This window comes from Streptomyces sp. 7N604 (assembly GCF_052245475.1).
Taxonomy (GTDB): domain Bacteria; phylum Actinomycetota; class Actinomycetes; order Streptomycetales; family Streptomycetaceae; genus Streptomyces.
Genome location: NZ_JBQQBX010000001.1, coordinates 355,762 through 381,123 on the forward strand (window position 1 = coordinate 355,762; position 25,362 = coordinate 381,123).

The window sequence follows — 25,362 nt, forward strand, 5'->3', positions numbered from 1 at the left end:
AGCAAACCGGTAGCCTGAGCGTCATGGTCCCTCGCACCGACCCCCTGACCTTCGAGGTCGTCGAGCTCATCGGCGCCGTCGTGGCCCGCTACCACGAGGAGTACGAGGACGCTGCCGCCAAGCACTCCCTCACGGGCGCGCAGGCGCGGGTGCTGTGGCTTCTCGCTCACGAGCCGATGCCCATGCGGCGGATAGCTCAGCAGCTCAAGTGCGAACCGTCGAACATCACGGGCATCGTCGACCGGCTCGAGACGCGCGGGCTCGTCGAGCGCCGGCCCGACCCGGCCGACCGCCGCGTGAAGCTCGCCGCTCCGACGGACGAGGGGCGGGAGACCGCGTCCCGGCTGCGGGACGCGCTGGACTTCGCGCGCGAGCCGCTGGGCGGTCTGACGACCGTCGAGCGCACGATGCTGCGGGACCTGCTGCGCAGGATGCTGGGCGAGGACGCCCCGGGGTCCTGACGCGCGGGCGCGGGGGCGTGCGCCGGCCCGGCCCCGGGGGCTTCGTCGGGGTGGTGGGTCAGGCCCCGCGCACCGGACAACGGCCGGGTCCCGGCGCAGAAGTCAGTGAGCGGCGTGCCTCAGGTGCAGAACCACAGGAACCGGGTGCACGTCGGCTCCGGGTCGGGCTCAGGCTGCTTACTGGAGGGGGCAGGATCCGGGTCCTGAGGAGGCGGGGGTGGCGGCTGGGACGGGGTGGAGACCGCTCGGGAAGCCTTGGCGGTGGAGGGGGGAGACGAGGACGAGGCGCGGGGGCTCGGTGACTTGCCGGCCTTCTTCTCCTTCTTGTCCTTGTCCACCGCGCTCTTGCTGCTCGACGGGCTGTCGCTCGGTTCGCCGCTTTCGGAGCCGGGGCCCGTACTGCTGGACGCGCTGGGGGTCTTGGTGCCGTTCTGGTCCTCGGACACGGCTGCCGAGGACTCATCGTCCTCCGAGAAGGGGCTGGGGAGGGCTCCTTCCGTGGCGACTTCCGCGACGGTCATGCCGACCAGCGCGAAGCCGAGCACAGCGCTGGTGACGACCACGACGCGGCGGCCACGCCGACCGCGGCGCGCACGCCGCCCGCGGGGCGCGGCCCGCTTGGCGCGGGACGAGCGGCGGTGGGCGCGACGCCCTCCGGCAGGCACGTCGGGGCCGGTCTCGGGTGACTCCTCTTCCGCCGCTGCGAACTCGGGGAGTGGCGCCAGGTCCTCCATGGGCCTTCCGCACCCCGGGCAGGACAGAGCCCCGTTGAGGTGTCGTCGGCAGAAAGAGCAGTAATCCATCGCGCACGCAGGTTATGGGGTCACGGGTAACGATTACATCGGTGTCCTGTGAGGATTCCGTGTTGGACCGCGTGCCGAGCAGACGGATACACAGACAGAAGGGACCGATTGCCGCGGGATGGCTGCGGATCACGTCGCCTGCGGCAGGCTCCTCCCCCACCCCGCCCCTGTGGGGCTGCGGCGGCTGCGGCGCAGGACCGGAGCCCGTGGGCAAGGGGCGCAGCCCCACAGTTGCGGGGTGGGGCGCCACCACCGGCGGGCACCGGCGCCGTTCGCCCCGCGCCGCCTAGCGCCACGGCTCCTGCAGTTCTCCGCGCAGTCGCTGCGCCCGTAGCACCAGTTCCAGCTCGAAGCGGCGGTCCGGATCGTCCACGTCGTCGCCCCACAGCTCGCGGATCTGCCGCAGCCGGTAGCGGACCGTCTGCGGGTGGACCCCCAGCCGGGCCGCGACCTCCGGCGCGCCGCCGCGCGTCTCCAGCCAGGCCAGCAGCGTTTCGGCCAGCCGGCGCCCGTGCGCGGGCCCGCACTCGGCCAGCGGTGCGAGACGGCGCCGCGCCAGGTCGTCGACCAGTTCCTCCGGCGGCAGCAGGACGAGCGCCTCGGTGTGCTCGGTGCAGTACAGCACCTGGCCCGAGGGCAGCAGCCCGCGGTCCATCAGCCGTACCGCGGTCCCAGCCCAGCGCAGCGACTTGGCCGCCTCGGCCAGCGGCACCGGCGGCCCGATCGCCCCCGACCAGCCCGCCATCGCGCGGCGCAGCAGCTCCGCCCGCCCCGCCGCGTCCGGCTCGGGCACCACCATGCGCGGCTGTTCGCACTCCATGTCCAGGAGTACGTCGTGGCCGACGGCGGGGGCGACCGCCTCCCGCGCCGGGCGCAGCAGCACCGCCACCGCCACCTGCGAGGGCAGCTGCCAGCCGATCCTGGCCGCGTGCTCCGCGAGCGCGTCCGTGGGGTCGCCGCGGTGCTCGGACAGCAGAAGCTCGATGAGCTTGCGCTGGAGCCGCAGCCGTTCCCCGGCCTGCCGGGCGATGGCCTCGGCGTAGCCGCGTACGGACTGGGCCACCAGACCGTCGAGATACTCGAAGCCGGACTCCACGAGCTCGTACATCGCGGGTGGCGGGATCTCGACTTTCTGCCCGATCTCGGCGAGCCTGCGCCAGGCGAGCCGCACCCCGAGCCGGTAGATGGCCTGAAGCGAGTCGAGGCTGCGGCCCTGGATGACTTCGCCGCGCCCGAAGTCCTGGAAGACCTCGGGGTGGACGCTCGCCGACTCCGTCCCCGCGGTCAGGTGCTCGACGAAGTGCGCGAGCGCTCGCCGTATGCCGATCAGGGCCATCGGCTCACCCGACTCGTCGAGGACCACCGGCAGCCCGGGGAACTCGCGGCGGATCTCGCTCAGGATGTCCTGGGCCAGCTGGGGCAGTTCATTCGTGGCGAGGGCGGCGAACTGGCGCACCCGTACGCGCGGTACGTCCTGCCAGACGGAGCGCGCGGCCACGGCTCACGGCTCCGGCTGCTGCGAGTCCGGCCCTTGCGAGTCCGGCTGCTTCGAGTCCGGCTGCCGCTGGTCCTGCTGCGACGAGCCCGCGGTCCCGTGGGGGAAGGACACCAACGGCACGTTGGGCTGCTCCGGCGTGGCGCTCAGAGCGGCGACGATCCCGACGGCGGCGCCGAACGCGAGCGCGGCGGCCGCCATGCAGGTCAAGATGGCGGCGAGCAGTCTGTGCATGGGCGACGAGCCTCTCTGTCCGACGAGGAGTTGAGGGTTGCACCCAGCAGCGCACCGGCCCGGTCCGGTAGTGGCCCAGTGTGGGAGCCCATTGACACTCCGTCAAGAGCGTCCTACGGTTCCCGGCCCATAGACCATGTAACTCACCGGTAACGAACGGGGTCCCCCCATGCGCCGTTCAGCCTCTCCGTTTTCCCTGATCCTGCTGGGGCTCGGTGTCTTCCTCCTGGCCCTCGCCCCGCTGCTGGCCTGGTACGTCGAGCCGCGTGCCAGGCAGACGCCCATCGACGTGAACGTCACGACCGTCTTCACCGGCAAGGGCAGCTACTTCGACGCCGATGCGCTGGCCGTCCAGGACGACCAGGACATCACCGTGACCCGCCGGGTGCTGGGCGATGTCGCCGACAGCGAGCGCGGCGGTGTCGCCGTGTGGGATGTGTCCACGACCATCGACACGCCCAAGACGCTGCCGTTGAAGGACCCGCGCAAGGCGCTGCAGTGGACCACCGAGCGCTGGGTCACCGACCGTCGCACCAACCGTCCCGTGCACTGCTGCGACGAGACCCCGTCCTTCGAGGGCGAGGCGTACCTCAAGTTCCCCTTCGGTCTGGAGAAGCGCGGCTACCGCTGGTGGGACAACACACTGGGCGCAACCGTCCCGCTCCGCTTCGCCGGCACCAAGAAGATCCAGGGATACGAGGGCTACCGCTTCACCGGGACCGTGAAGCCCACCCGGACCGGCACCCGGCAGGTGCCGGGCACGCTCGTCGGCCGGCCGAAGCAGGGCCAGGTGCTCGCCGAGGAGTGGTACGCCAACGGCGGGATCGAGCTGGTCGCCGACCGGCGCACCGGCCGGATCATCAACGCCAAGATCGCCCCGAAAAAGACGCTGCGCGCGCCCGGCGCCAGGCGCGACGCGGTCACGCTCCTGCAGAGCGACGGACTCGAGTTCACCCCGGCCACGCAGCGCGAGCAGGTGGCGCTGGCCTCGGGCGACAGCGGGAGGCTGGAACTCGTCGGGGAGACCCTGCCGGTGGGCGGCGGCGCGGCGGGGGCGGTGCTGGCCGTGGTGGGCGCGGTGCTGGCGGCCCGCGGGCGGCAGCGACCCGTACGGCCCAGCGCAGCATCCGCCGGGCCGGGTCCCGGTGCCGTACGGCCTGGCGCGGAACCCGTACGGCCGAGCGGCTGATCCGTTCACCGACTTCCCGGAGTGCTGAGCAATGTGATGAGTCATCAGCTTTTGGAGGAGGCGAAATTGTCATCCCGGTGAGTAGCCGCACCGAACACACCGGCGAAAACTATCCACCCCACGCGCAACCCGCCGCCCGTGGTCCCCCGGAATTGCCCAGCTCGCGGGCGGCTGACCACCCCCCACAACAGGTGCCAACCCTCCCCACACCGGTTCCGCACCCCTGAAAACGAGTTGGAGCACCCATGCCCCAGCACGTCCCTCCGCCCCTGGCCAGGCCCGTCCCGGCTGCCCTCCCCGCCACCGCCCACACCCCCGCGAGGGCCATCCCTTCCGGCCCTCCCCCGCTCCCCCGCCGGATCGTCTTCCTCGCCCGCCGCGACCTCGGCAACCCCGCCGCCGGCGGCTCGGAACTCCTCATCGACCGCATCGCGGAAGGCCTCACGGCGGACGGCCACCAGGTCACGCTGCTGTGCGGCGGGCCCGCCGCGTACCGCGACTACCGGGTGGTGTCCGCGGGCGGCGACGCGGGCCACTTCCTGCGCGCCAAGCGGGCGTTCGCCCGCCAGGTCGGCGACTGCGACCTGCTCGTCGAGGTCTGCAACGGCATGCCGTACCTCGCCCCGCTGTGGCACCGCGGCCCCACGCTGTGCCTGGTCAACCACGTCCACACCGATCTGTGGTCCCTGCGCTACCCCGGCCCCGCCGCCCGCCTCGGCCGCAAGCTGGAGCACTGGGCCCTGGCCGGCGCGCACCGCCGCAATCTGATGGTCGCCGTCTCCGGCTCGACCGCCTCCGCGCTGCGCCGCATCGGCGTCGCCCGCGAGCGGATCAGGATCGTCCCCAACGGCGTCGAGGAGCCGGGCGCGCTGCTGCCGAAGTCGCGGGAGCCGATGTTCCTGGCCATGGGCCGGCTCGTCGAGTACAAGCGGATCGACCTGCTGCTGCGGCTCTGGGAGCGGGTCCGCCCGGTCACCGGCGGGCGGCTGGTCATCGTCGGCGACGGGCCCGAGCGGCAGCGGCTCGAGGCGATGGCGGGACCCGGTGTCGTCTTCACCGGCCGGGTCCCGGAGGCCGAGAAGCACCGGCTGCTGTGCGAGGCGTGGCTGCTGCTGCACCCGTCCCTGGTCGAGGGCTGGGGCCTGGTGGTCACCGAGGCGGCAGCCCGCGCCACACCCGCCATCGGCTTCGACATCCCTGGCCTGCGGGACTCCGTCGAGGACGGCGTGACGGGCCTGCTGGCGCGCGGCGAGAGCTCGTTCGCCGCCGCCTGGTGCGCGCTCGGGCTCAGCGGCGAGCGGCGCGAGGCGCTGGGTCGCGCGGCGGCGCAGCGGGCGGCCCGGTACCGCTGGAGCGGTACGGTCCGCCAGTTCCGCGCCGTGGCCGCCGAGGCGTACCACGCGAGTACGAGCGCACATACGGGCACGGACCTGCGTACCGGCACCGGCAAGGGCAAGGGCACCGGCGCCGGCACGGGAAGAGGCGGCGCGGCACCGGCCGGGAGGTGAGCCGCCGTGCGTAAGCCCGCCCTCAAGGACCCCTCCATACGGAGATCCATCACGCTCTTCCGGGCCTTTCTCAGCGAACAGACCGAACCCGAGCGGTGCTACGACCTGCTGGCGCGCGACGCCGCCGCGCAGGTCGCACGGTACGTACCGCTGGCCGGCCGGGTGGTCGTCGACGTCGGCGGCGGAAGCGGGCACTTCACCGAGGAGTTCCGCCGCCACGGCGCCCACTGCTACCTCTTCGAGCCGGACCTGCGCGAACTCGCCGCGCGCGGGCGGACTCCGGACGGTGCCGTGGTCGCCGACGGCTATCTGCTGCCGCTCGCCGACGGAACGGCGGACGTGTGCTTCTCCTCCAATGTGCTGGAGCACGTGGCCGACCCGCAGACCTTCCTCAGCGAGATGGTGCGGGTCACCCGCCCCGGCGGGCTGATCTACGTGTCGTTCACCAACTGGCTCTCGCCGTGGGGCGGTCACGAGACCGCCCCCTGGCACTACCTGGGCGCCGAGCGCGCCCGCGAGCGCTACCGGCGGCGCACCGGCCGCAGCGCCAAGCACGCCGTCGGCGAGAACCTCTTCCGGATCCACATCGGCCCGACCCTCCGGCATGTGCGCGGCCGCGAGGACGTAAGCGTGGTCTCGGCGCGCTCGCGCTACTGGCCCTTCCTCGCGGACGCGGTGACGCGGGTGCCGGGGCTGCGCGAAGTCGCCACCTGGAACCTCCTTCTCATTCTGCGGAGGCGCCCATGAGCAGCGGACGTAACGCCCATCCCGCTCCGGGGCCGCACCCGGCCGCCGCCCGGAATCTCCTCCCCAGCCCCCTGAGGTCTCCATGAGCAGCACCGTTCAGGCGCCTCCGCAAACACCCGCGCCCGCACCCGCCCCGTCCCCCACGCCCACCGACCGGCCGCGGAGCCGCCGCTGGCTCCTCGGATTCTGGGCGCTCGTCCTCGTCGCCTTCCTCGCCGTCTCGCCGGGGAAGATGACCTTCGAGACCAAGCTGGGTGTGGCGCTCGACCCGCTGAAGTTCATCGGGGACCTCGGCGAACTGTGGCACAACCGGGCGGACTTCGGCGTGATCGCCGACCAGTACATCGGCTACGCCTTCCCGGTCCTGCCGTACTACGCACTCATGGACCTCGCCCACGTCCCGGTGTGGCTCGCCGAGCGGCTGTGGCTGTCGCTCATCGTCACCACCGCCTTCTGGGGCGCGCTGCGGCTGGCCGAACGGCTGCGGGTGGGCTCGCCCGCGACCCGGCTACTGGCCGCGGTCGCGTACGCCCTGTGGCCGACGTTCACCGTGGTCATCGGCTCCACTTCGGCCGCCGTGCTGCCCGGCGCGCTGCTGCCGTGGGTGCTGCTGCCGCTGACCCGCGGTTCGTTGCGCCCGCGGGTCGCGGCCGCGCGCTCGGCACTGCTGATCCCCTTCATGGGCGGCGTCAACGCGGCCTCGACGCTCGCATCCCTGCTGCCGGCCGGCCTCTATCTGCTCAGCCGCCCCCGCGGGCCACGCAAACGCGCGGTCCTGGCGTGGTGGATTCCGGGCGTGGCGCTGGCCACCGCCTGGTGGGTGGTACCCCTGCTGCTGCTCGGGGTCTACGGCGAGGACTTCATGCCGTACGTCGAGCAGGCGGAGACCACCACCGGCACCATGTCGGCGACCGAGCTGCTGCGCGGGGCGGGCAACTGGGTCGGGTATCTCAACTTCGGCGAGGCCTGGCTGCCGGCGGGCTGGACCGTGGCCACGGCGGTCGTCGTCGTGCTGTGCTCCGCCTTCGCCGCCGCGCTCGGGCTCGGCGGCCTGGCCCGCCGCGACCTGCCGGAGCGGCGCTGGCTGCTGCTGACCGTGCTGGCCGTCGTCCTCGTCGCCCTCGCGGGATACGGCGGTGCGCTCGGCGCGCCGTTCCACGAGACCGTGCGGACCTGGCTCGACGGCACCCTCAGGCCCTTCCGCAACATCTACAAGTTCCAGCCGGGGCTCGCCCTCGCGCTGGCCTTCGGACTCGCGCACCTGACGGCCGTGGCCGCGGAGCGGCGCGGCACCCGCCCCCTGCCGGGCCGCCGCCACTCCCACCCGTCGCCCACCACCACCCTCAACGGAGGCGCTGCGCGCCGATATACATGTGCCATCGCCGCGCTGCTCGTCCTCCCCGGCCTGGCCTGGCCGTACGTCAACGGCAGCATCCTCCAGCCGGGTCCGTTCAAGAAGCTGCCCACGTACTGGAGCAGTGCGGCGCACTGGCTGGAGACGCACGCGCCCGACAACCGCGCGCTCGTCGTCCCCGCCACCGCGCATGGCATCTACACCTGGGGCTCGCCCATCGACCAGCCCCTCGACGTGCTCGCCGAGTCCCGCTGGGCGCAGCGCGACTACGTGCCGTTCGGCACCCCGGGCTCGCGCCGCGCCATGGACGCGGTCGAGCAGGCGCTGACGAGCGGCGGTGAAGTGCCGGGCCTGCGCGACTTCCTGGGCCGCGCCGGGCTGTACGACGTGGTGGTGCGCAACGACCTCGACCCCGACCAGATCGGCTACGTGCCGCCGCAGACCGTCAAGCGGACGCTGGAGTCCTCCGGCTACCGCAAGGTCGCGGGCTTCGGCCCGCTGGTCACCGGCGGGCGTATCCCCGACGACACGCCGGTCCAGGTGCAGGGCATCTTTCCGCGCCTGCAGGCCGTCGAGGTCTACGAGCCGGCGCCGGGTGAGGGCGGTGAGCCCGGTCCCGAGCGGCCGAAACAAGTGGCGCTGAAGCCGGTCGACGGCACAGCCGTCGTCAGCGGCGGTCCGGAGGCCCTGCTGCAGCTGTCCGCCGACCCGGCGATGCGGGACCGGCCCGCCGTGCTCACCGGGGACAACCACCCGGGCATCGGCAGCCCGCCGCTCAAGGCCGTGGCGGACGGCCTGCGCCGCGCCGACACCCGCTTCGGGCTCGTCAACTCCAACACGTCCTACACGTATACGGCGTCCGAGCGGAACCACCCGGACAGCCTCCAGGACCCGGGCGAGCAGCCGAAGCAGATCCTGCCCACCCAGGGCACCGGACACCAGACGACGGCCGTGCTGCGCGGCGCGAAGTCGGTGACCGCGTCGAGCAGCGGCAACTGGCTGTTCCACCTCCCTCAGTACGACCCGGTGAACGCCTTCGACGGCAATCCGGACACGGCGTGGGCGGAGGGCAGCGCGGGAGAGCCGGCGGGCCAGTGGCTCCGTATCGCCTTCTCCTCACCGGTCGACGTTCCGTCCTCGATCCAGGTGACCCCGCTGCCCGGCAATGGGATGCGGGCCGCGCCCACGCTCGTGCGGGTGGAGACCGACAAGGGCCGCGCCGACAGCCCGCTGCAGCCGAACGGCGCACCGCAGAGCGTCAAGGCGCCGGAGGGCGAGGCGACGTGGCTGCGGATCCGGATCCTCGCCTCGCAGGAGGCCAGGGCCGGCCTTTCGGGCGCCGGGTTCTCCGAGGTGACGATCCCGGAGATCCAGGTCACGCGGCTGCTGGCGCTGCCGCGTGACGCGGAGGGTGCGGGCGCGGCGTCCTCGGCGTCCTCAGGGTCCTCGGCGTCCGAGGTGTACTCGCTGCACCGCGGCAGCGACCCGGGCGGCCTGTCCCCGGCGTCGGCGGAAGTGGGCCTGCACCGCCAGTTCCGTACGGGACCGGGCGCGGAGTACCGGATCCGTGCCCAGGCTCTGCCCGTTCCCGGCGACGCGCTGGACCGGCTCCTCGACCGTGTCGCGCCCGGCAAGCGCGACCGGATCACCGCAACCGCCGACTCCACGAGCCGCTCGGGCCTGTCGCTGAGCCCGCGGAACCTCGTGGACGGCGACCTGACGACGGCGTGGATCGCCGGTGACCGGCCCGTCATCCACCTGCGCTGGCCGGGCAAGAAGGAGATCGGCGAGATCGTCTTCGCGGCCGCGGGCGGCGTGTCGACGCGGCCCGAGGAGGTACTGATCAGCTCCCCCGACGGCGCGGCGACGGCGGGTGTGGACAAGAACGGCCAGGCCCGCTTCGACCCCATCACGACGGACCGGCTGGACATCACCATCAGCCGCACCGCACCGCTGACACTCCACAACCCGATCGCGGACAGCCAGTTGCAGCTGCCGGCCGGGCTGAGCGAGGTGTACGTGCCCGCGCTCGACGACCTGCGGGTTCCCGCGCCGGGGCCGGACGAGAAGTTCTCCGTGCCGTGCGGGGAGGGCCCGCCGCTGGCCGTTGACGGAACGCTGCACGCGACGAAGGCGTCAGGGCTCGTACGGGATCTGACGGAGCGTCGGCCGGTGGACGTGGAGCTGTGTGCGGGACCTGCGAAGGACGGCAGACTCGAACTGGGCGCGGGGCGCCATGTGGTGGAGGCCGGTGACGCGGGTCCGCTCGCCCTGACGGACGTCACGCTGTCGCGCGGCGAGGCGCCGGCTGTGTCCCCGGCGGCCGCCAGGACCGTCAAGGCGACGGACTGGGGCGGCGACCGCCGCACGGTGACGGTCGGCGCGGGCCAGGCCTCGTACCTCCAGACGTACGAGAACGCCAACGACGGGTGGAAGGCCACCCTGAACGGCGAGGAGCTGACCCCGCTGCGGCTCGACGGCTGGCAGCAGGCCTGGCTCATCCCCGCGGGGGAGGGCGGCACGGTGCGGCTCGAGTACGAACCGGCGCGGCTGTACGAGGCCGGGCTCATCGGCGGCGTGGTGGGCGTGGTCCTGCTGGCGGGCCTGGCCTTGGTCCGCCGCAGGGGGGCCGCGGGTGTGGGTTCGGGTGCGGAGTCGGGTGCGATGTCGGGTGCGGCGCTTGCGGGCGCGGGGGCGCACCGCGCGGGCGGTCGCAACGTGAACCTCCCGCTGCCGCCCCCGGCCCCGGCCCCTGGCTGGGTCCTGGGCACGGTGGCACTGACGGCCGTCGTGGCCGTCGTCGCCGGGCCGATGGCGCTGGTCGTACTCGCGCTCACCGTCGTCGCCCGCCTGCGGCCGGGACTGCTGGTCCCGATCGCCCTGGTGGCGATGGCGGGCGCGGGCGTCGCGGCGGCGACGGGAGCGGGTGAGCCGGTCGCGGTCGACGAGGGCGCGTTCGGCGCGCCCGCGCAGGCACTGGCTCTCGTGGCACTGGTGGCGGCCCTGGTGACCGCGGACCGCCCGAACCGGGCGCCGGCGGGGACGGCCTCGCACCCGTCGGTGCCGGTTCGCCCCGATGTCGCGAACCCCTCCGGCTCGGGCACGACGGCCACCCTCCCCCTGAGCCCAACTGGCGGTGGCGGACGGGGCGGGCCCAGTACGGCGGTAACTCCGTTACGGGGCGCTCCGGGCCCGGCCACGTCGGCGGCACCGCCCGACAGACCGCGGTCCGGTTGGGCGAACCAACCGCGCCGCACGGCGGGGCCGGTGGTCACGGCCCGTGGGCCCGGGAGCACGCCGGTCACGGCACCGGAGCCGCGCCGACGGCTCGGCACCAATGGCCTGCGGTCCCGGGGCCGGGCCGAAGACGGTGCGAGTCCAACTGCTCTTCCAGGAGAGGAACCTGACGCCCTGCCGGGGCGCTCCACCTCGCCCCAAGACGACCCAGCAGGTCAGAGAGCCCTCCCGCGGAGACGGCCCGGAACCACCTTGCCGATGGGGCAGCGGTCCGCCACGCCTACGCCCCGCCCGTCCGCCGACGCAATCCGCCCCCGAGAGGACGACCAATGACCGCCCTCCACCACGCCCCGCCCGGAGGGCAAGCACACCCCAACCCACACCACCCACAAGAGACTCCGCACACCCACCCGCCAAACAGCGACCCAGCCCACTCAACCCCCTCGGAAGAGGACAACGCATGACCGCCCTCCAACCCGCCCAGCGGCACAACCCGCCCGGAGGGCAACCCGTGTCGCGGATTCCCTTCGGCACCGTGGACGAGGTCTCCCGGCACTGCCTGCAGGACGAGGAACCCGAGACCGTGCACATCGAGGTCCACGTGCCCGGGCGGCTCGAACCCGAGCGGCTGCGCGCCGCCTTCGCGCAAGCGCTTCTGCGGCATCCGCGGATCCTGATGCGGGAGGCGCGGAACCGCTGGTACCGGCGGCGGTACGAGTGGGAGCTCGCCGATGCCCCCGACACGGACCCCGTGACCTTCCCCCCGCCCGGCCCCGACGCCCTCGCCCAGGCCCGCGCCCGCGCTCTCTCCGTCTGCCCGCCGCTGACGAGTTCGCCGCCCGTCAGGCTCGAAGTGATCACGCCGGGCCCGGAAGACGAGGGCCACGACGGCAGCGTTCTGCTGCTCACCATCAACCACACCGCCCTGGACGGCCCTGCCTGCCTGCGCGTCCTGGCGACGGCGGCCGAGCTGTACGGGGGCGCCGACAACTCCCCCGCGCCCCCGCCCGTACGGCAGTCCGTACGACCGTCCGGAGCGGCCGCCGGGGCGGCCTCCGCCGTGGAGGCCGGAGAGGCGCGGGCCTCCGCGCGCGGCGGCTCCCCGTGGGCCAGGCCCGCGCGAATCGCCCCCGACGTGAAGACCGGAGCCACCGGCAACGGCATGCTCATCGCCGATCTCCCCGTGCCGCGCCGCGCACCCCGCACCCCCGGCGCGGGCCCGCCCCCGTACACCGTCAACGACCAACTCCTCGTCGCCACCGCCCTGATGGTGGCCCGCTGGAACCACCTTCACGACCGGGCCACCGGACCCATCCGCATCACGATGCCGGTGGACGACCGGCCCCGCGGTACCGAGATGCCGATCGGCAACGGCACCCGGCTCGTCGAGGTCCCCGTCGCCCCGGGCGACCCGGCCGACGAGGAGCTGCTGACCGCCGAGCGGCCGGACCCGGAGGCCGTCGCCCGCCTGCTGCGCCGTACCGCCGAGCGCACCCGTGCCCTGAAGGCCGCGCCACGGCCTCCGCTCGGCCGGGGAGTGGCGCTGCTCACCGCGCCCGTGCTGCCGGTGGGGGTACGGGCCGCGGTGACGCGCGGGCTGCGGCGAGCGGCCGCTCCGTGGACGTCGACGACGCTGCTGAGCAACATCGGCCGTGTCCCGTACCCGCTGGACTTCGGCGACGCGGGGCGCGCCCGCGCCGTCTGGTTCTCGGCCCCGGCGCGGATGCCTCGCGGCCTGACGGTGACGACTGCGAGCACGTCCGGCCGTATTCACCTCGCCCTGCGCTGGTCGCGCGCCCTGCTGGACGACGACGCGGCGGCTGCCCTGGCCCACGTCTTCGAACGCGCCCTGGCCGCAACAGCGGTGCAGGACGCGGGCCTTGGCCACGGCGCTCCGCCCCACGGCGGCATCCCGGCTGCCGGACCGCCCAGTTCCGTACGGCCGGACCGGCCCGGCGGAGGCAGGTCCGACGACCGGGGCGCCTCTGCCGGACCTGACGCCACGACACAGCAGCCCGGCCCCTCCCCCGGGTCGAACGGGCCCCCCGCCCCGGGTGCTGATACCGAACTCGGTCTCAGGGGACAGCAGCCCGGCCGCTCGTCCGGCACCCAGGCCGACCAACAGGAGAGCCCGTCATGACCGGTTCCCACCGCGCTGCCCCGTCCGTCGCCGGTGCCCACGCCACCGATCCGGGGAACGCCCGCCGCGTAGCACCCGGAGCGCGCAAAAGCGCAGGCGCTGCGGCCCCGGCGCAGGCCCGCCCCGAGGGCCCGGGCGCCCGGAGCGCCGACGGCCGGAGCAACGACGGGCCGAGCACCGGCGCCCCGAGCACCGGCGGCCGGGCCTCGTCGCCCACGCGCACCGAATTCGCCCCCGGCTTGCGCGACTTCTACGAAGACCCCGCCGTCCCCGTGGCCTCCGGCGAGGAGCGGAGTCTGCGGCAGGCCCGGCTGCTCGGCCGGGCGCTGGGGCCCGTGCGGCCGGGCGGGGTGCCCGCGACCGTGCTCGATGTCGGCTGCGGCGACGGATCGGCCGCTGCCGCCGCTGCCCGCGTGCTGGCCGGGCACCGGATCGTCGGCGTGGACTGGTCGCAGGACGCGCTGCGCCGGGCCGCGCCCCGCGTCCCGTACGTCGTACGCGGTGAACTCACCGACGGCGGGCTGCCATTCGGCACGGCAACGGCGGACGCGGTCCTCTTCAGCGAGGTGATCGAGCACCTCGTCGACCCGGACGCCGCGCTCGACGAGCTGCGCCGCGTCCTGCGCCCCGGCGGGCATCTGATGCTCTCCACGCCCAACCTCGCCGCCTGGTACAACCGCGGGCTGGTCCTCGCCGGTGTCCAGCCCGTCTTCTCCGAGGTGAGCCTGCGCCGGATCCATGGGCGCCCGGGCAGCCAGGTCGTCGGCCATCTGCGGCTTTACACGGCCCGCGCGCTCAAGGAGTTCGTCGCCGCCTCGGGCTTCGAGGTCGTCAGCGTGACCGGCGCCCCCTTCCACGGCGTACCGCGCCCCCTCCGCCCGCTGGACCGGGCCGCCTGCCAATGGCCGGCGATCGCGTCGATCCTGCTGATCCACGCGAGGCGCGCGACGGGCGCGGGTGCGGGCACAGGAGGAGGCGCGGGAGGCACGGGTGCAGGGCCGTGATGTGGTGGGGGGTGGGCGCCGCGCTGATGGCCAATGTCCTCTACTCCACCGGATTCGTGCTGGAGAAACGAGCGCTCACGAGCCTGCCGCCACTTGAGCCCGGACAACCCGCCCGGGTCCTGCGGCTGCTGATCAGCAGCCCGCTGTGGATCGGCGGCTCGCTCGCCCTCGCGCTCGGCTTCGCCGCCCAGCTCGCGGTCTACCGCACGCTGCCCATCGCCGCCGCCCAGGGCATCTTCGTCTCCGGGCTCGTCCTGCTGCTCCTGCTCTCCTCGCTCTTCCTCGGCGAACAGCCGACCGGCCGGGAGCGGCGCGGCGTCGCGGCCATCACGCTCGCGCTGGTCATGGTGGTCGTCTCGCTGCGCGGCAGCGCGGAGGCGATCAGCCGCAGCGCCCCCGTCGGCACGCTGCTCGCGCTGTGCCTGCCGTCGCTCGCGGCGGGCCTGTTGCTGTACCGGTCCGCCGAGCGCCGCACCCGCCGCCGGCACCGGCTGCCGACCACGGGCGTGGAGTACGGGGTCGCGGTCGGCCTGCTGTACGGGGTGAGCTCGCTCGCCATCAAGGGCGTGTCCGGGCTCCTCACCACCGAGAACATCGGCGGCGCGGCACTGGCCCTGATCGCCTCCCCGTACCCGTACCTCCTCGTCTTCACCGGGGCCACGGGCCTCGTGCTGTCGCAGACGGCGCTGCAACGCTGCAGGGCCTCGCTGATCGTGCCGGTGTGCACGACCGTCACCTGCGTGTTCACGGTGGCGAGCGGCAGCTTCGCGTTCGGCGAACCGCTGCCGGACGACCCGCTGCGGCTGGCCCTGCGGCTGGGCGGCACGGCGCTGGCTGTGTCCGTCCTGCTGATGCTGCCGCGCCACGACCGACCGGCCGCCCCAGCCGACACCACCCCAACCGGCACCACCCTCGCCGGTAGCACTCCCACCAGCACCACCGCTCCCACCCCCACAACCCCCACGGCCGCCCAAGGAGCTCGCTCATGAAACCCGACGATCCCCTGCTGAAGATCCTCGCCTGCCCACTCGACAAAGGCCCGCTGACCCTGCTGGAGGACGAGGACGCGCTGTACAACCCGCGGCTGCGCCGCCGCTACCCGATCGTCGACGGGATCCCGCAGCTGCTCCCCTCCTCCGGCGAGCCGGTCGCGGACGCTGAGCACGAGCGGCTGCTCGAGGCCGTGGACGACGCGGGCTCCGCCCGGGAGCACGAGCAGACGGGACAGAGCGGGCGCACGGGAGGGAGCGGGCCGTGACCCTCGCGGCCCGGCTGGCGCCGCGGCTGCCTCCCCGCCTCGTCGGCGCGGGCGCCGCGCTGCTCTATCCGCGGTTCGAGCCGGAGCTCCGGCGGCTGGCCGACTTCTGCCCGCGGGGCGGCACGGCCGTGGACGTGGGCGGCTGGTACGGGCCGTGGTCGCGGCGGCTGGCCCGGCGCGCGGACCTGGTCGTCGCCGTCGAGCCCGTACCGCATCTGGCCCGGCAGCTCGCCTCGACCACGCCCGCGAACGTACGGGTCGTACAGGCCGCGGCCGCGGACCGCGCGGGCACGGCGCGGCTGTGGCTGCCGCCGGGCGGGCGCGGTGATCGAGGGGTGTCCTCGCTGGTGCGGCGCGAGGTCCACCGCGCGGCGGTCGAGGTGCGGTGCGTGCCGCTCGACGAGCTGCTGGAGGGCCTGCGGCTCACGGACGTCGGCCTGATCAAGGTCGACGTGGACGGCAGCGAACTGGCGGTGCTGCGCGGCGCGGAGCGCATCCTGCGCCGCGACCGTCCGGCGCTGTTCGTGGAGCTGGAGGTGCGCATCCAGCCGCTGGGTCCCGTCCTGTCGCTGCTCGCCGGATACGGCTACCGCGGGTGGGTGCTGCCGGGGCGGGACTGGGTGCCGCTGTCGGCCTTCGACCTGGCGGGTCACCAGTACCGTACGGGCCATGTCGCCGAGCAGGGGCTGCTGCGGCGGAGCGTGGCGCCGCACCGCCGGTACGTCAACTCGGTGCTCTTCCTGCCGGGTCCCCGGCGGCCGGGTGCGTGGCTGCGCGAGGATGGCGCGCATGAGCTCCACGCCAGACCCGCGAGATGAGCGGAATCAGCAGCCTGAGCGGTCGCCGTCCCTGTTCGGCCCGCAGCAGTTCCAGCTGGTGCTGCTGCGGCGGATGGCCGACCACCAGCCGGGGCTGGTGGAGGACGCTCTGCGTGAACTCGGCGTCGGGAGAGCCGAGATGCGCGAGGCGAACCGCCGCTGGCAGGCGATGATCCGCTCCCCTCGGTCCCGCGCCCCGCTGCAGCGCTACCGTTCGGTGCTCGGCCCGCCCGAGGAGGTCCTGCTCCGCCGGATCGGCGATCTCGACTGCGAGGCGCTGCGCTGGCCGGTACCGCTGTGGCCGGATCTGCGCTTCGAAGTGCTGGCCGGTCCCGGAGGACAGGTCTGGAACGAGTGGCTGGTACGCGCTCCGGGCGCGGCGGGCCCCGACCTCCGCACGCTCGGCGACCTGCGCCCGTGGTGCTGCACGGTCGACGAGGTGGCGCGCGCCTTCGCCCCCGCCACGCCGATGGAGGGCACGGCACCCACGCGCTGGCGGCTCGCGTTCACCGTGCAGGACGACACGGGTGAACGCGCGCGCCACGTGGCGGAGTTCAGCTGGGGCCTGCTCCAGCGTCTGGACCCTGACCCGGGGTGAGCTCCGTGACGTCTGTGCCGCCCGTGACCCCGCCGTCACGTCAGGCCACCACTCCCCCATAGGCGCCGTTTGTCCCGGTTTGCAGACCTGGCCCACGGGGACTCGTGCCGCATGGCCGGCAAGAACGGTAAGAGCGGTAAGCACGCCAAGGACAGCAAGGACGGCAAGGACAAGGGCCGACTGGAGCGCTACCGCTCCATGCGGCACGCGGACCGCACCCCCGAGCCCATGGGCGGCAAGCCCTCCCGGGGCGGCGAGCCGCGCTTCGTGATCCAGAAGCACTCCGCGACGTCCCTGCACTACGACTTCCGCCTGGAGGCGGACGACGTACTGGTGTCGTGGGCGGTGCCCAAGGGACCCTCCACGGACCCGCGGGAGAAGCGCCTGGCCATGCGCACCGAGGACCATCCGCTCGACTACATTGACTTCGAAGGCGTCATCCCGGGCGGGGAGTACGGCGCGGGCAGGGTCATCGTCTGGGACACGGGCACGTACGAGAACCGTACCGAGCACCGCGGCAAGGAGGTCCCGGTCGCCGACGCGGTCGACGGCGGCCATGTCTCCGTATGGCTGGAAGGCGAGAAGCTGCGCGGAGGCTATTCACTGACGCGGACCGGCCGCGATGGCGACAAGGAGCGCTGGATTCTGGTGAAGAAGTCCGACGACGCGGCGGACGCCCGCCGCAACCCGGTGAGTTCCGAGCCGGCCTCGGTGCGCAGCGGCCGTACGATCGAGGACCTGTCCGGGGACGACGGCTGACAGATGGACACGAACTCGGGCTCTGCGCAGGGCAAGACAGTCCTCATCACCGGCGCCACCCAGGGACTGGGGTACCACGTCGCGCGCGAGCTCGCCGCCGACGGCGCGACTTTGCTGCTGCACGGGCGGGACGGCGCGCGGCTGGAGGAGGAGGCCGCCGGGATCCGCGCGGAGGCGCCCGCCGCGACCGTGCGCACGTACGTCGCCGACCTCGCGGACCTCGACCAGGTACGCGCGATGGCCGCACGCGTCCGGGATGCCGAGTCCCGCCTCGACGTGCTGGTGAACAACGCGGGCGTCGGCTTCGGAGCCGACCCGGCGAAGCGGGAAGTGAGCCGCCAGGGCTACGAATTGCGGTTCGCGGTCAACCACCTGGCGCCGTACGTCCTCACGCGGGAGCTCCTCCCCTTGCTGACCGCCTCCGCGCCCGCGCGCGTGGTCAACGTCGCCTCCGTGGGCCAGGCACCGATCGACTTCGACGACGTCATGCTGGAGCGACGGTACGACGGCGTGGACGCGTACCGCCGCAGCAAACTGGCCATGATCATGGCCACCTTCGACCTGGCCGCCACGGTCGACCCCCGCGAGGTCACGGTCAATGCCCTGCACCCCGCCTCCCTCATGGACACGAACATGGTGCGGCAGGCCGGCTGGCCCGCCCGGTCGGCCATCGAGGACGGCGTACGGCCCGTGATCCGTCTGATCACCGACCCGTCCCTGGAGACCGTAACCGGCCGCTACTTCGACCGCTTCACGGACAGCCGCGCCAACGCCCAGGCGTACGACGCGCCGGCACGGTCGCGGCTGGCGGACCTGACGGAGAAGCTCACGGGCACGGCGTAGCCGTACCGACCCGCTGGGTCGGCCGACCGAGCGCCCGGTGTTTCCACCGGGCCGGGACGGGTTTCTCGCCGGCGATGTACCCGTCCTGACGTGATCAGGCGGCCGGCTCCAGTCGGACGCAGCATCGACCGGGGGCAGGCGCCAGGCGAGCATCAAGCCCGCCCTCGCCCAGTCCGTGAAGGACACCTCGCAGCAGATGGAGGTTCATGCCGCACACCGTCTGGGTGTGCTCACGAGCGAGCGCATGGAAGGGACAGTTGGCCAGAACGATGGCATCGCCCTCGCGCCGCGGCTCGAACCCGTACCGTTCCAGCAGGTCGAAGGCACCTGCACTCTCCTGCCCGCCCAGTTGAGTCCCCAGTTCTTCGGCCTTGCGATGCAGCACGTCCCGCACCGGCTCGCCGGTTGCGTCGGATTCCTCCACGGCCTGGGCGAGCAGCCGCCCGGCCAGCTCGTAGCGCCGGTCCGGCAGGCTGACAGCGACCTGTTTCGTCGAGCGCCGGTAGAGCTTGGCCGGCCTGCCCGCGCCCGGCCCTGCGCGCCCGCTGCGTCGCTCGTAGACCACGTCGAGCAGTGATTCATCGGCCAGCCGGTCCAGGTGGAATGCCGCGGTCTGCCGCGCCAGGCCCAGGGCCGCGGCCGCCTCGTCTCGGCTGACCGGACCCGGCTGGCGCACCACGTGGTCGTACAGCCTCCTGCGGGTCGGCTCGTCGAGAGAGGCGATGGCGGAGACGTCGGCGTCGTGTGCTTCCTTCGAGCGGTCCACGAACACCAGTGTAAAACCCACCGCTCTTGACTAAAGAACGAACGAGCGCTTCTATCGTTAATGAAAGTTGTCGATAGAACGGAGAGGCCATGTCCTCCGCAACCACAAGCACCACGCCAGTCGGCCCCCGGCGGGCGATGCTCACCGACCCCGGCTACCAGGCCTTCCTGATCCTGCGCACCGGATTCACGGTGGCGCCGATCCTGTTCGGGCTGGACAAGTTCGCCAACCTGCTCGTGGACTGGCCCACCTACCTCGCGCCGTGGATCAACGACCTCGTTCCGGGCAGTGCCCAGGCGGCCATGTACGCGGTGGGTGTGATCGAGATCGTGGCAGGGGTCGCTGTCGCCGTGGCCCCGCGCTTCGGTGGCTGGCTGGTGGCCGGCTGGCTGGGCGGCATCATCATCAATCTGCTGACCATCCCGGGCCACTACGACATCGCGCTGCGTGACTTCGGCCTGCTCCTCGGCGCAGTCGCGCTGGCCAGGCTTGCCGAGCGTTACCACGGCAAGCAAGAACGGCTGTGAGGACTCACGGCGCACACAGGCGGGGGCTTCACCCGGCTCCAGGAACTGGCGGACCGCGCCGAGCGCGGTCCGCACCCCACAGGTCTGGCGGTCCTCCCGGGCCGAGTGACCCCTGTATGGAGGTCCGGCGGCCTCCCACCGTCAGCCACCTCGTCCGCCGCTGATCGCCGCTGAAGCCTTCACGGAACAGCAAGGCCGGATGATCTTGACGCCGCCGACCCGCTCGTACGGCGGCCCGCCCGCGGATGACCTGGCGGCGGGCGGCTCGTTGACGGGGCGTGACCAGTTTCGAGAGTGAACACCCAGTGTCCGCCGATCAGGCGCTGCAGGCGATGGTCGCCCTGGGCGCGGAGCCCGTCGTGGACCCCGAGCTGCGCCCCGCGGGGCCGAGGCCCGAGGATCTGCCGGAACTGCTGGGCGCGCTGCTCGCCACGGTCGAGGTCGAGATCGCGACGCGGATCCATCCGACCGACGACCCGCCGGCGGGCCTCCCGGAGCTGATCGCCGGGTGGAACGCCATGGTGGGCGACGACGGCCTGGGGCTCGCGATCCTCGGCAATCGCCTCCAGCGGACCGCGCTCGACGTCCTGCAGGCGGAGAGCGAGGACGAGCCGGAGCCGTCGGCCATGGAGGCGGCGGGCAATGCCGCCGTTGCGGCCGCGAACCTGATCAGCGCCTACCTCAGCAGCGGCGACGACCGCGAAGTCCGCCAAAGCCTCGACGCCGCCGAGGGTTTCATCGCCGAGGCTCTTACCAACCTGCACGCCGCCCGCAGCGAGCTCACCGAGGACGAGGATTAGCCTCGACCCGCTGGCCCTTCCCATGGTCCGACGACCAGTACCTGCAGGTGCAGCTCGCCGTCCCGCAGCGCGTGGGCAGGGTGACCCTGCGCTGAGAGGCCGCGCACCCCACGCGTACGCGACGGCGGCGACGATGACGGAGAGCCGAGGCGGTACGGAGTCGCTGCGGCCGGACACACCGCACACCCGGTCGCACCCTATGTCCGATTGATCCGACATCGGCCACCACCCGTTCACGACAGGTCCATTGACAGGGCCATGAGCGCGTGACACGGTTTCGCGAACTCGGCTCAGACAACGTTGTCAGCGCGTTTCGCGACAAGGGGTGGACCCATGCGACTCCCGGCGATCCGGATACGTACAGGAGCAGCCGGGCAGACAGCCGCTCTGACCGCGACCCTGCTGGCCGTCGCGCTGCTGGCGGGCGCACTGCTGGCCGGTGACGCGCTGGGGCCGGTACGGGCCGCCGCCGCGCGGGCCGACAACCCCGCCGCGCTGGTGAACCCGTTCGTCGGCACGCAGAACTTCGGCAACACCTTCCCCGGTGCGAGCGCGCCCTTCGGCATGGTCCAGGTCAGCCCGGACACCGGCGGCCAGGGCGGCTACGACTACAAGCAGGACAAGATCCACGGGTTCAGCCAGACCCACCTCTCCGGCGTCGGCTGCGGCGTGATGGGCGAGCTGCCCATCATGCCGACCACAGGCGCGGTCGACACCGTGGACCCCGACAAGTACCGCTCGGAGTACTCGCACGACGACGAGAAGGCCGAGCCCGGCTACTACCGGGTGGGCCTGAACAAGTACGACATCGACGCCGAGCTCACCGCCACCGAGCGCACCGGCTGGCAGCGCTACACCTTCCCCAACTCCGGTGCCGCGAACGTGCTGTTCAACACCGGCAAGGCCAACCAGAAGGTGTTCGACTCCGAGGTGCACGTCGTCGGCGACCGCACCGTCGAGGGCCGGGTGCGCGCGGGCAACTTCTGCGCCGGCGAGGACCGGCACACCGTCTACTTCACGGCCACCTTCGACCGGCCCTTCAAGGCCCACGGCACCTGGCGCGGTTCCAAGCCCGAGCCCGGCAGCCGGGACGCGGCCGGCGAGGGGAACAACGGCGCCTGGGTGACCTTCGACGCGGTCTCCGACCGGGACGTCGTGGTCAAGACCGGCCTGTCGTACACCGGTATGGAGGGCGCCAGGAAGAACCTCGCGGCGGAGACGGGAGACTCGTACGACTTCGCCGCCACGCGCGCGAAGCTGCAGGCCACATGGGAGAAGCAGCTGGAGTCGATCCGGATCGGCGGGGGCACGCGGGACCGGCAGAGCGCCTTCTACACCGCCCTTTACCACGCGCAGCTGCACCCGAACCTCGCGGGCGACGTGGACGGCCGGTACGTCGGATTCGACGACGAGGTCCACACGGCATCCGGCTTCACGCCGTATCAGAACCTCTCGCTCTGGGACACCTACCGGCCGCAGAACCAACTCCTCGAGCTCCTGGAACCGCAGGTCGCACGGGACGTCGCGCTGTCCGTCGTCGCCATCGGCCGGGACGGCGGCTGGCTGCCCCGGTGGGCGCTCGCCAACAGCGAGACCAACATCATGACCGGTGACCCCGTGACCCCGTTCCTCGTCGAGGCGTGGTCGAAGGGCTTGCTGGCGGGGCACGAGGCCGAGGCGTACGCGCTGCTGAAGAAGAACGCGACCAGCACCCCGCCCGACGGCTCGCCCTACAACGGCCGCTCGGGCGTGGACCATTACGCGAAGCGCGGCTACATCCCGTCCGGTCTGGAGCTCGGCGGGGACTGCGCCGACAAGGGTGGCGACAACGACTGCGACCACCCGGCCTCCGCCACCCTCGAGTACGCCGCGGCGGACGCGTCGCTCGCGCTGATGGCGCGCGGGCTCGGCCACGACGCCGACGCGAAGACGTTCGCCGCGCGCGGCCAGTGGTACCGGAACCTGTGGGACTCCTCGATCGGCCAGTTCCGTCCGCGCACCGCCCACGGCACCTGGCTGACGCCGTACGACCCGGTCGGGGCAGGGCACCAGTTCCACGAGGGCGGCGCGTACCAGTACCAGTGGCTCGTACCGCAGGACCCGGCCGGCCTTGTCGAGCTGATGGGCGGCAGGCGCGCCACCGAGAAGCGGCTCGACGAGTTCTTCGTCCACGACAAGCTGCTCACCGACCCGGCGGGCACGGCACGCGAGGACTGGATCTCTCAGCCGTACGACTACTACGGCAAGCCGACGTACAACCCGAACAACGAGCCTGATCTGCTGGCCCCGTACGTCTACCACTGGGCCGGTGCACCGGCGAAGACGGCGACGGTCGTGCGGGCGGCGATGACCCTGTTCACCAACGGCCCGGACGGCATGACCGGAAACGACGACCTGGGCACGATGTCGGCCTGGTACGTGTTCTCCTCGCTCGGTCTGTACCCGACGATGAGCGGCGGCGACTTCCTCGCGCTCTCCAGCCCGCAGTTCGAGTCGGCGACCGTACGGATCGGGCAGTACGGCCGCAAGCAGGGCGGCACGCTGACCATCAAGGCGCCGGGCGCGAGCGACGCGAAGCGGTATGTGCAGCGCGTGTCGCTGGGCGGCAAGGACGTGCGGAAGTCGTGGCTGAACTGGGGCGCGATCGCGCACGGCGGCGCGCTGGACCACGAGCTCGGCACGAAGCCGTCCTCCTGGGGCACGGGAGAGGGCACCGAACCGCCGTCGGTGAACCGGGCCGGCGCCGACAGCCGCAGGCATCTCGACGCGTCGCTGCGCACCTCGTCGGATGTCGTGCCGGAGAGCGTCGACGACCTGACCGCCCACCTGACCCTGGACGTTCTGGGCCAGGCGCCGGACGAGCTGCGCGTGACCGTGACACCGAAGGCGCCTTCCGGCTGGAAGGTGGCGGCGACGCCGTCGTCGCTGGTGCTGCGGTCCCGGTACCTGCCGGTGCAGAAGACGGTGTCGCTTGCGGTGACCGTGCCGGGCGGTGCCGAGGTCGGCTCGTACCCCGTCTCCGTCACGGTCGCGGCGAAGGGCACGGACACGGTGACCCGCACCGCCACCGTCGAGGTCCGTCCCCCGGCGACGTGCGCGACGACGGCGGGCGAGCAATGCGCGGTCGATCTCCGCCGCGATCGGGGCCACGACGGTGCGGCCACCGCAGCCCAGCCGGGCCAGGGCAACTTCGACGGCCTGGGCTGGAGTTACGACGGGGACCTGCTGCCGAAGGCGGGCCCGGTCACCTGGGGCGAGGTGACCTACGACGCGCCCGACCCCTCCGGCACGGCGGCGAACTTCGTCGAGGCCCGCGGCCAGACCCTGCTGCTGCCCGACCGCGCCCACTCCTCGCTCCGCCTGGTCGCCGCATCGCACAACGGACCGGTGACGACCCGGCTGACGGTGCGGTACGAGGACGGGAGCAGCGCGGAGGTGCCGGTCACGGTCGGCGACTGGGCCGGGTCGGTACCGGACGGCAGCTCCACCGCCCTCGAGATGCCGCACCGGATCAAGGACGGTCAGGGGATCGACGGCCCGGCGGTGCGCCTGTTCGGCGACACGGCCGAGCTCGACGCCTCGAAGACACTGCGCTCGGTGACGCTGCCCGACGATCCGCGCGTCGAGGTGTACGCAATCACGCTGACGTGAGCGGCGTGCGGCCCGGCCCGGGTAGCGTTCCAGGCATGCATGCGACGCTCCCTGGTGCCCTGGTGAGTCTGCGGCCGGCGGCCGAGGCCGACATCCCCGCCCTGGCCCGCATCCGTACGATGCCCGAGGTCTACGAGCGGTGGCGCGGCGGGGACGACATGACGTCCGAGGTGGCCGGGGACCTGCGCGACCCGGAGGTCACGACCCTCGCGGTCGAGTACGAGGGCCGCGTGGTCGGCGCGATCCAGTGGGGCGAGGAGACCGAACCCGACTACCGGCACGCACAGATCGACATCTACCTCGACCCCGCCGTCCATGGGCACGGCCTCGGCACGGACGCGGTCCGCACCCTCGCCCGGTATCTGATCACCGACCGCGGCCACCACCGCATCGTCATCGACCCGGCGACCGACAACCCGGCCGCGATCCGCTCCTACAGCAAGGTGGGCTTCCGCCCGGTCGGCGTCATGCGCCGCTACGAGCGCGGCCCCGACGGCACGTGGCACGACGGCCTGCTGATGGATCTGCTGGCCGAAGAGCTGATCGAGGAGTAGCGCCAGGGCAGCGGAACCGCAGGTGAGATCACGGGGTTTCTCCGGGTTACGTGGAGTTGTCGCGCCTCTGTCCGGACTGCAGTCCCGAATGCGGCTGCGCTGTAGGTGCCGCGGCCCGAGCCGATCCCGGTCCTGGTGCGCCTGTAGCGGTACCAGAGAGCGATGGCGGCGAATCCAGCAACTTCCCTGCGGTGCAGAGTGGTTGCTCGTCAAGAGTTAAGCCGCCCGTGGAACGCCGAGGACAGCGGCGGCCCAGTTACGGAGTCCAGATGGCGAGCAGGCCGGCGCTCAACGCACCTGCGACCGCGCCCTCCAGGACAGCGCGCAGACTCTGACCCAGCGCACGCAGTCTGCGAGGGTCGGCACCGGACTCATCGGCCGCCTGCAGGATCTGGCGGGTGAGCTCTTCAGCCGTCCGCTGCCGCTCTTCCTGCAGTCCGAGGGCCGGGATGGCCTGACTGACCGCTTGGGCGAACTCCGCTAGCCGAGCAACGTCGACCGACTCCGCGGCCTGCCCCACGACGACGGAATTACCATCCCCGATCACGATCTGCCCGGAGTTGTCACCCTCCATCCGCAAGCGGTAACTTCCCGCGTCCTGTTCGGTCATGGGCAT

At 72.8% G+C, this 25,362-nt stretch carries 21 protein-coding genes and 1 pseudogene; 17 read left to right on the plus strand and 5 right to left on the minus strand.

The window, feature by feature from the left end; translation table 11 throughout:
* Positions 1 to 23 precede the first annotated feature (23 nt).
* Positions 24 to 461: a MarR family winged helix-turn-helix transcriptional regulator gene (locus ACTWP8_RS01660; RefSeq protein WP_443320326.1), complete on the plus strand. Its 438-nt coding sequence runs from the start codon at positions 24 to 26 to the stop codon at positions 459 to 461.
* A 119-nt stretch (positions 462 to 580) separates the two neighbouring features.
* Here ACTWP8_RS01660 and ACTWP8_RS01665 read toward each other — a convergent pair whose 3' ends face one another.
* The 3 genes from ACTWP8_RS01665 to ACTWP8_RS01675 all read right to left on the minus strand — a co-directional run bounded on the left by ACTWP8_RS01665 (position 581) and on the right by ACTWP8_RS01675 (position 2,993).
* The gene (locus ACTWP8_RS01665; protein WP_443320327.1) at positions 581 to 1,264 is read right to left on the minus strand and encodes an SCO2400 family protein; all 684 of its coding nucleotides are present in this window, start codon (positions 1,262 to 1,264) and stop codon (positions 581 to 583) included.
* A 286-nt stretch (positions 1,265 to 1,550) separates the two neighbouring features.
* Complete coding sequence (locus ACTWP8_RS01670) at positions 1,551 to 2,762, minus strand: helix-turn-helix domain-containing protein (protein WP_443320328.1); 1,212 nt, start codon at positions 2,760 to 2,762, stop codon at positions 1,551 to 1,553.
* A gap of 3 nt (positions 2,763 to 2,765) precedes the next feature.
* Positions 2,766 to 2,993: a hypothetical protein gene (locus tag ACTWP8_RS01675; RefSeq protein ID WP_443320457.1), complete on the minus strand. Its 228-nt coding sequence runs from the start codon at positions 2,991 to 2,993 to the stop codon at positions 2,766 to 2,768.
* Between the two features lie 169 nt (positions 2,994 to 3,162).
* Between ACTWP8_RS01675 and ACTWP8_RS01680 the strand changes: the two genes are divergently transcribed.
* The 12 genes and pseudogenes from ACTWP8_RS01680 to ACTWP8_RS01735 all read left to right on the plus strand — a co-directional run bounded on the left by ACTWP8_RS01680 (position 3,163) and on the right by ACTWP8_RS01735 (position 18,448).
* Positions 3,163 to 4,182: a DUF3068 domain-containing protein gene (locus ACTWP8_RS01680; RefSeq protein WP_443320329.1), complete on the plus strand. Its 1,020-nt coding sequence runs from the start codon at positions 3,163 to 3,165 to the stop codon at positions 4,180 to 4,182.
* Between the two features lie 245 nt (positions 4,183 to 4,427).
* Positions 4,428 to 5,690: a glycosyltransferase family 4 protein gene (locus tag ACTWP8_RS01685; protein WP_443320331.1), complete on the plus strand. Its 1,263-nt coding sequence runs from the start codon at positions 4,428 to 4,430 to the stop codon at positions 5,688 to 5,690.
* Positions 5,691 to 5,696: 6 nt separating this feature from the next.
* Positions 5,697 to 6,437, plus strand: a complete 741-nt coding sequence (locus ACTWP8_RS01690; RefSeq protein ID WP_443320332.1) for a class I SAM-dependent methyltransferase — start codon at positions 5,697 to 5,699, stop codon at positions 6,435 to 6,437.
* An 82-nt stretch (positions 6,438 to 6,519) separates the two neighbouring features.
* Positions 6,520 to 11,361: an alpha-(1->3)-arabinofuranosyltransferase domain-containing protein gene (locus ACTWP8_RS01695; protein ID WP_443320333.1), complete on the plus strand. Its 4,842-nt coding sequence runs from the start codon at positions 6,520 to 6,522 to the stop codon at positions 11,359 to 11,361.
* A 127-nt stretch (positions 11,362 to 11,488) separates the two neighbouring features.
* Positions 11,489 to 12,901, plus strand: a pseudogene (locus tag ACTWP8_RS01700) (condensation protein); the annotation flags it as partial.
* A gap of 506 nt (positions 12,902 to 13,407) precedes the next feature.
* Entirely contained in the window at positions 13,408 to 14,172 is a 765-nt protein-coding gene (locus ACTWP8_RS01705; RefSeq protein WP_443320449.1) for a class I SAM-dependent methyltransferase, read from the plus strand.
* Positions 14,172 to 15,161, plus strand: a complete 990-nt coding sequence (locus ACTWP8_RS01710; protein ID WP_443320450.1) for a DMT family transporter — start codon at positions 14,172 to 14,174, stop codon at positions 15,159 to 15,161. Before ACTWP8_RS01705 ends, ACTWP8_RS01710 begins: the two co-directional genes overlap by 1 nt.
* The gene (locus tag ACTWP8_RS01715) at positions 15,158 to 15,430 is read left to right on the plus strand and encodes a Trm112 family protein (protein WP_443317244.1); all 273 of its coding nucleotides are present in this window, start codon (positions 15,158 to 15,160) and stop codon (positions 15,428 to 15,430) included. Before ACTWP8_RS01710 ends, ACTWP8_RS01715 begins: the two co-directional genes overlap by 4 nt.
* Positions 15,427 to 16,248 (plus strand): FkbM family methyltransferase, encoded by an 822-nt coding sequence (locus ACTWP8_RS01720; RefSeq protein WP_443320334.1) that lies wholly within the window; start codon positions 15,427 to 15,429, stop codon positions 16,246 to 16,248. Before ACTWP8_RS01715 ends, ACTWP8_RS01720 begins: the two co-directional genes overlap by 4 nt.
* Positions 16,220 to 16,846, plus strand: coding sequence for a hypothetical protein (locus tag ACTWP8_RS01725; RefSeq protein WP_443320335.1), 627 nt, complete (start codon positions 16,220 to 16,222; stop codon positions 16,844 to 16,846). Before ACTWP8_RS01720 ends, ACTWP8_RS01725 begins: the two co-directional genes overlap by 29 nt.
* A gap of 111 nt (positions 16,847 to 16,957) precedes the next feature.
* Positions 16,958 to 17,605 carry a DNA polymerase ligase N-terminal domain-containing protein gene (locus ACTWP8_RS01730; protein WP_443320336.1) on the plus strand — a complete coding sequence of 216 codons (648 nt, stop codon included), beginning with the start codon at positions 16,958 to 16,960 and terminating at the stop codon, positions 17,603 to 17,605.
* 3 nt (positions 17,606 to 17,608) lie between these two features.
* Positions 17,609 to 18,448 carry an SDR family NAD(P)-dependent oxidoreductase gene (locus tag ACTWP8_RS01735; protein ID WP_443320337.1) on the plus strand — a complete coding sequence of 280 codons (840 nt, stop codon included), beginning with the start codon at positions 17,609 to 17,611 and terminating at the stop codon, positions 18,446 to 18,448.
* A 94-nt stretch (positions 18,449 to 18,542) separates the two neighbouring features.
* Here ACTWP8_RS01735 and ACTWP8_RS01740 read toward each other — a convergent pair whose 3' ends face one another.
* A complete protein-coding gene (locus ACTWP8_RS01740) occupies positions 18,543 to 19,220 on the minus strand; it encodes a helix-turn-helix transcriptional regulator (protein WP_443320451.1) in 678 nt (225 codons plus the stop codon).
* Positions 19,221 to 19,303: 83 nt separating this feature from the next.
* Between ACTWP8_RS01740 and ACTWP8_RS01745 the strand changes: the two genes are divergently transcribed.
* The 4 genes from ACTWP8_RS01745 to ACTWP8_RS01760 all read left to right on the plus strand — a co-directional run bounded on the left by ACTWP8_RS01745 (position 19,304) and on the right by ACTWP8_RS01760 (position 24,746).
* A complete protein-coding gene (locus ACTWP8_RS01745) occupies positions 19,304 to 19,741 on the plus strand; it encodes a hypothetical protein (RefSeq protein WP_443320338.1) in 438 nt (145 codons plus the stop codon).
* Positions 19,742 to 20,046: 305 nt separating this feature from the next.
* Positions 20,047 to 20,541, plus strand: coding sequence for a hypothetical protein (locus ACTWP8_RS01750; protein ID WP_443320339.1), 495 nt, complete (start codon positions 20,047 to 20,049; stop codon positions 20,539 to 20,541).
* 333 nt (positions 20,542 to 20,874) lie between these two features.
* Positions 20,875 to 24,192, plus strand: coding sequence for a GH92 family glycosyl hydrolase (locus ACTWP8_RS01755; RefSeq protein WP_443320340.1), 3,318 nt, complete (start codon positions 20,875 to 20,877; stop codon positions 24,190 to 24,192).
* Positions 24,193 to 24,227: 35 nt separating this feature from the next.
* On the plus strand, positions 24,228 to 24,746 hold the full coding sequence (locus ACTWP8_RS01760) for a GNAT family N-acetyltransferase (protein ID WP_443320341.1): 519 nt from the start codon (positions 24,228 to 24,230) through the stop codon (positions 24,744 to 24,746).
* A 256-nt stretch (positions 24,747 to 25,002) separates the two neighbouring features.
* Here ACTWP8_RS01760 and ACTWP8_RS01765 read toward each other — a convergent pair whose 3' ends face one another.
* On the minus strand, positions 25,003 to 25,356 hold the full coding sequence (locus ACTWP8_RS01765; RefSeq protein ID WP_443320342.1) for a hypothetical protein: 354 nt from the start codon (positions 25,354 to 25,356) through the stop codon (positions 25,003 to 25,005).
* Between the last annotated feature and the right edge of the window lie 6 nt (positions 25,357 to 25,362).

Bases quoted from the DNA above. Each gene is read 5' to 3' on its own strand.
- ACTWP8_RS01675 (WP_443320457.1), bottom strand. From the start codon at position 2,993: ATGCACAGACTGCTCGCCGCCATCTTGACCTGCATGGCGGCCGCCGCG.
- ACTWP8_RS01680 (WP_443320329.1), top strand. From the start codon at position 3,163: ATGCGCCGTTCAGCCTCTCCGTTTTCCCTGATCCTGCTGGGGCTCGGT.
- ACTWP8_RS01755 (WP_443320340.1), top strand. From the start codon at position 20,875: ATGCGACTCCCGGCGATCCGGATACGTACAGGAGCAGCCGGGCAGACA.
- ACTWP8_RS01685 (WP_443320331.1), top strand. From the start codon at position 4,428: ATGCCCCAGCACGTCCCTCCGCCCCTGGCCAGGCCCGTCCCGGCTGCC.
- ACTWP8_RS01725 (WP_443320335.1), top strand. From the start codon at position 16,220: ATGAGCTCCACGCCAGACCCGCGAGATGAGCGGAATCAGCAGCCTGAG.
- ACTWP8_RS01710 (WP_443320450.1), top strand. From the start codon at position 14,172: ATGTGGTGGGGGGTGGGCGCCGCGCTGATGGCCAATGTCCTCTACTCC.
- ACTWP8_RS01765 (WP_443320342.1), bottom strand. From the start codon at position 25,356: ATGACCGAACAGGACGCGGGAAGTTACCGCTTGCGGATGGAGGGTGAC.
- ACTWP8_RS01730 (WP_443320336.1), top strand. From the start codon at position 16,958: ATGGCCGGCAAGAACGGTAAGAGCGGTAAGCACGCCAAGGACAGCAAG.
- ACTWP8_RS01660 (WP_443320326.1), top strand. From the start codon at position 24: ATGGTCCCTCGCACCGACCCCCTGACCTTCGAGGTCGTCGAGCTCATC.
- ACTWP8_RS01760 (WP_443320341.1), top strand. From the start codon at position 24,228: ATGCATGCGACGCTCCCTGGTGCCCTGGTGAGTCTGCGGCCGGCGGCC.
- ACTWP8_RS01715 (WP_443317244.1), top strand. From the start codon at position 15,158: ATGAAACCCGACGATCCCCTGCTGAAGATCCTCGCCTGCCCACTCGAC.
- ACTWP8_RS01745 (WP_443320338.1), top strand. From the start codon at position 19,304: ATGTCCTCCGCAACCACAAGCACCACGCCAGTCGGCCCCCGGCGGGCG.
- ACTWP8_RS01695 (WP_443320333.1), top strand. From the start codon at position 6,520: ATGAGCAGCACCGTTCAGGCGCCTCCGCAAACACCCGCGCCCGCACCC.
- ACTWP8_RS01665 (WP_443320327.1), bottom strand. From the start codon at position 1,264: ATGGATTACTGCTCTTTCTGCCGACGACACCTCAACGGGGCTCTGTCC.
- ACTWP8_RS01735 (WP_443320337.1), top strand. From the start codon at position 17,609: ATGGACACGAACTCGGGCTCTGCGCAGGGCAAGACAGTCCTCATCACC.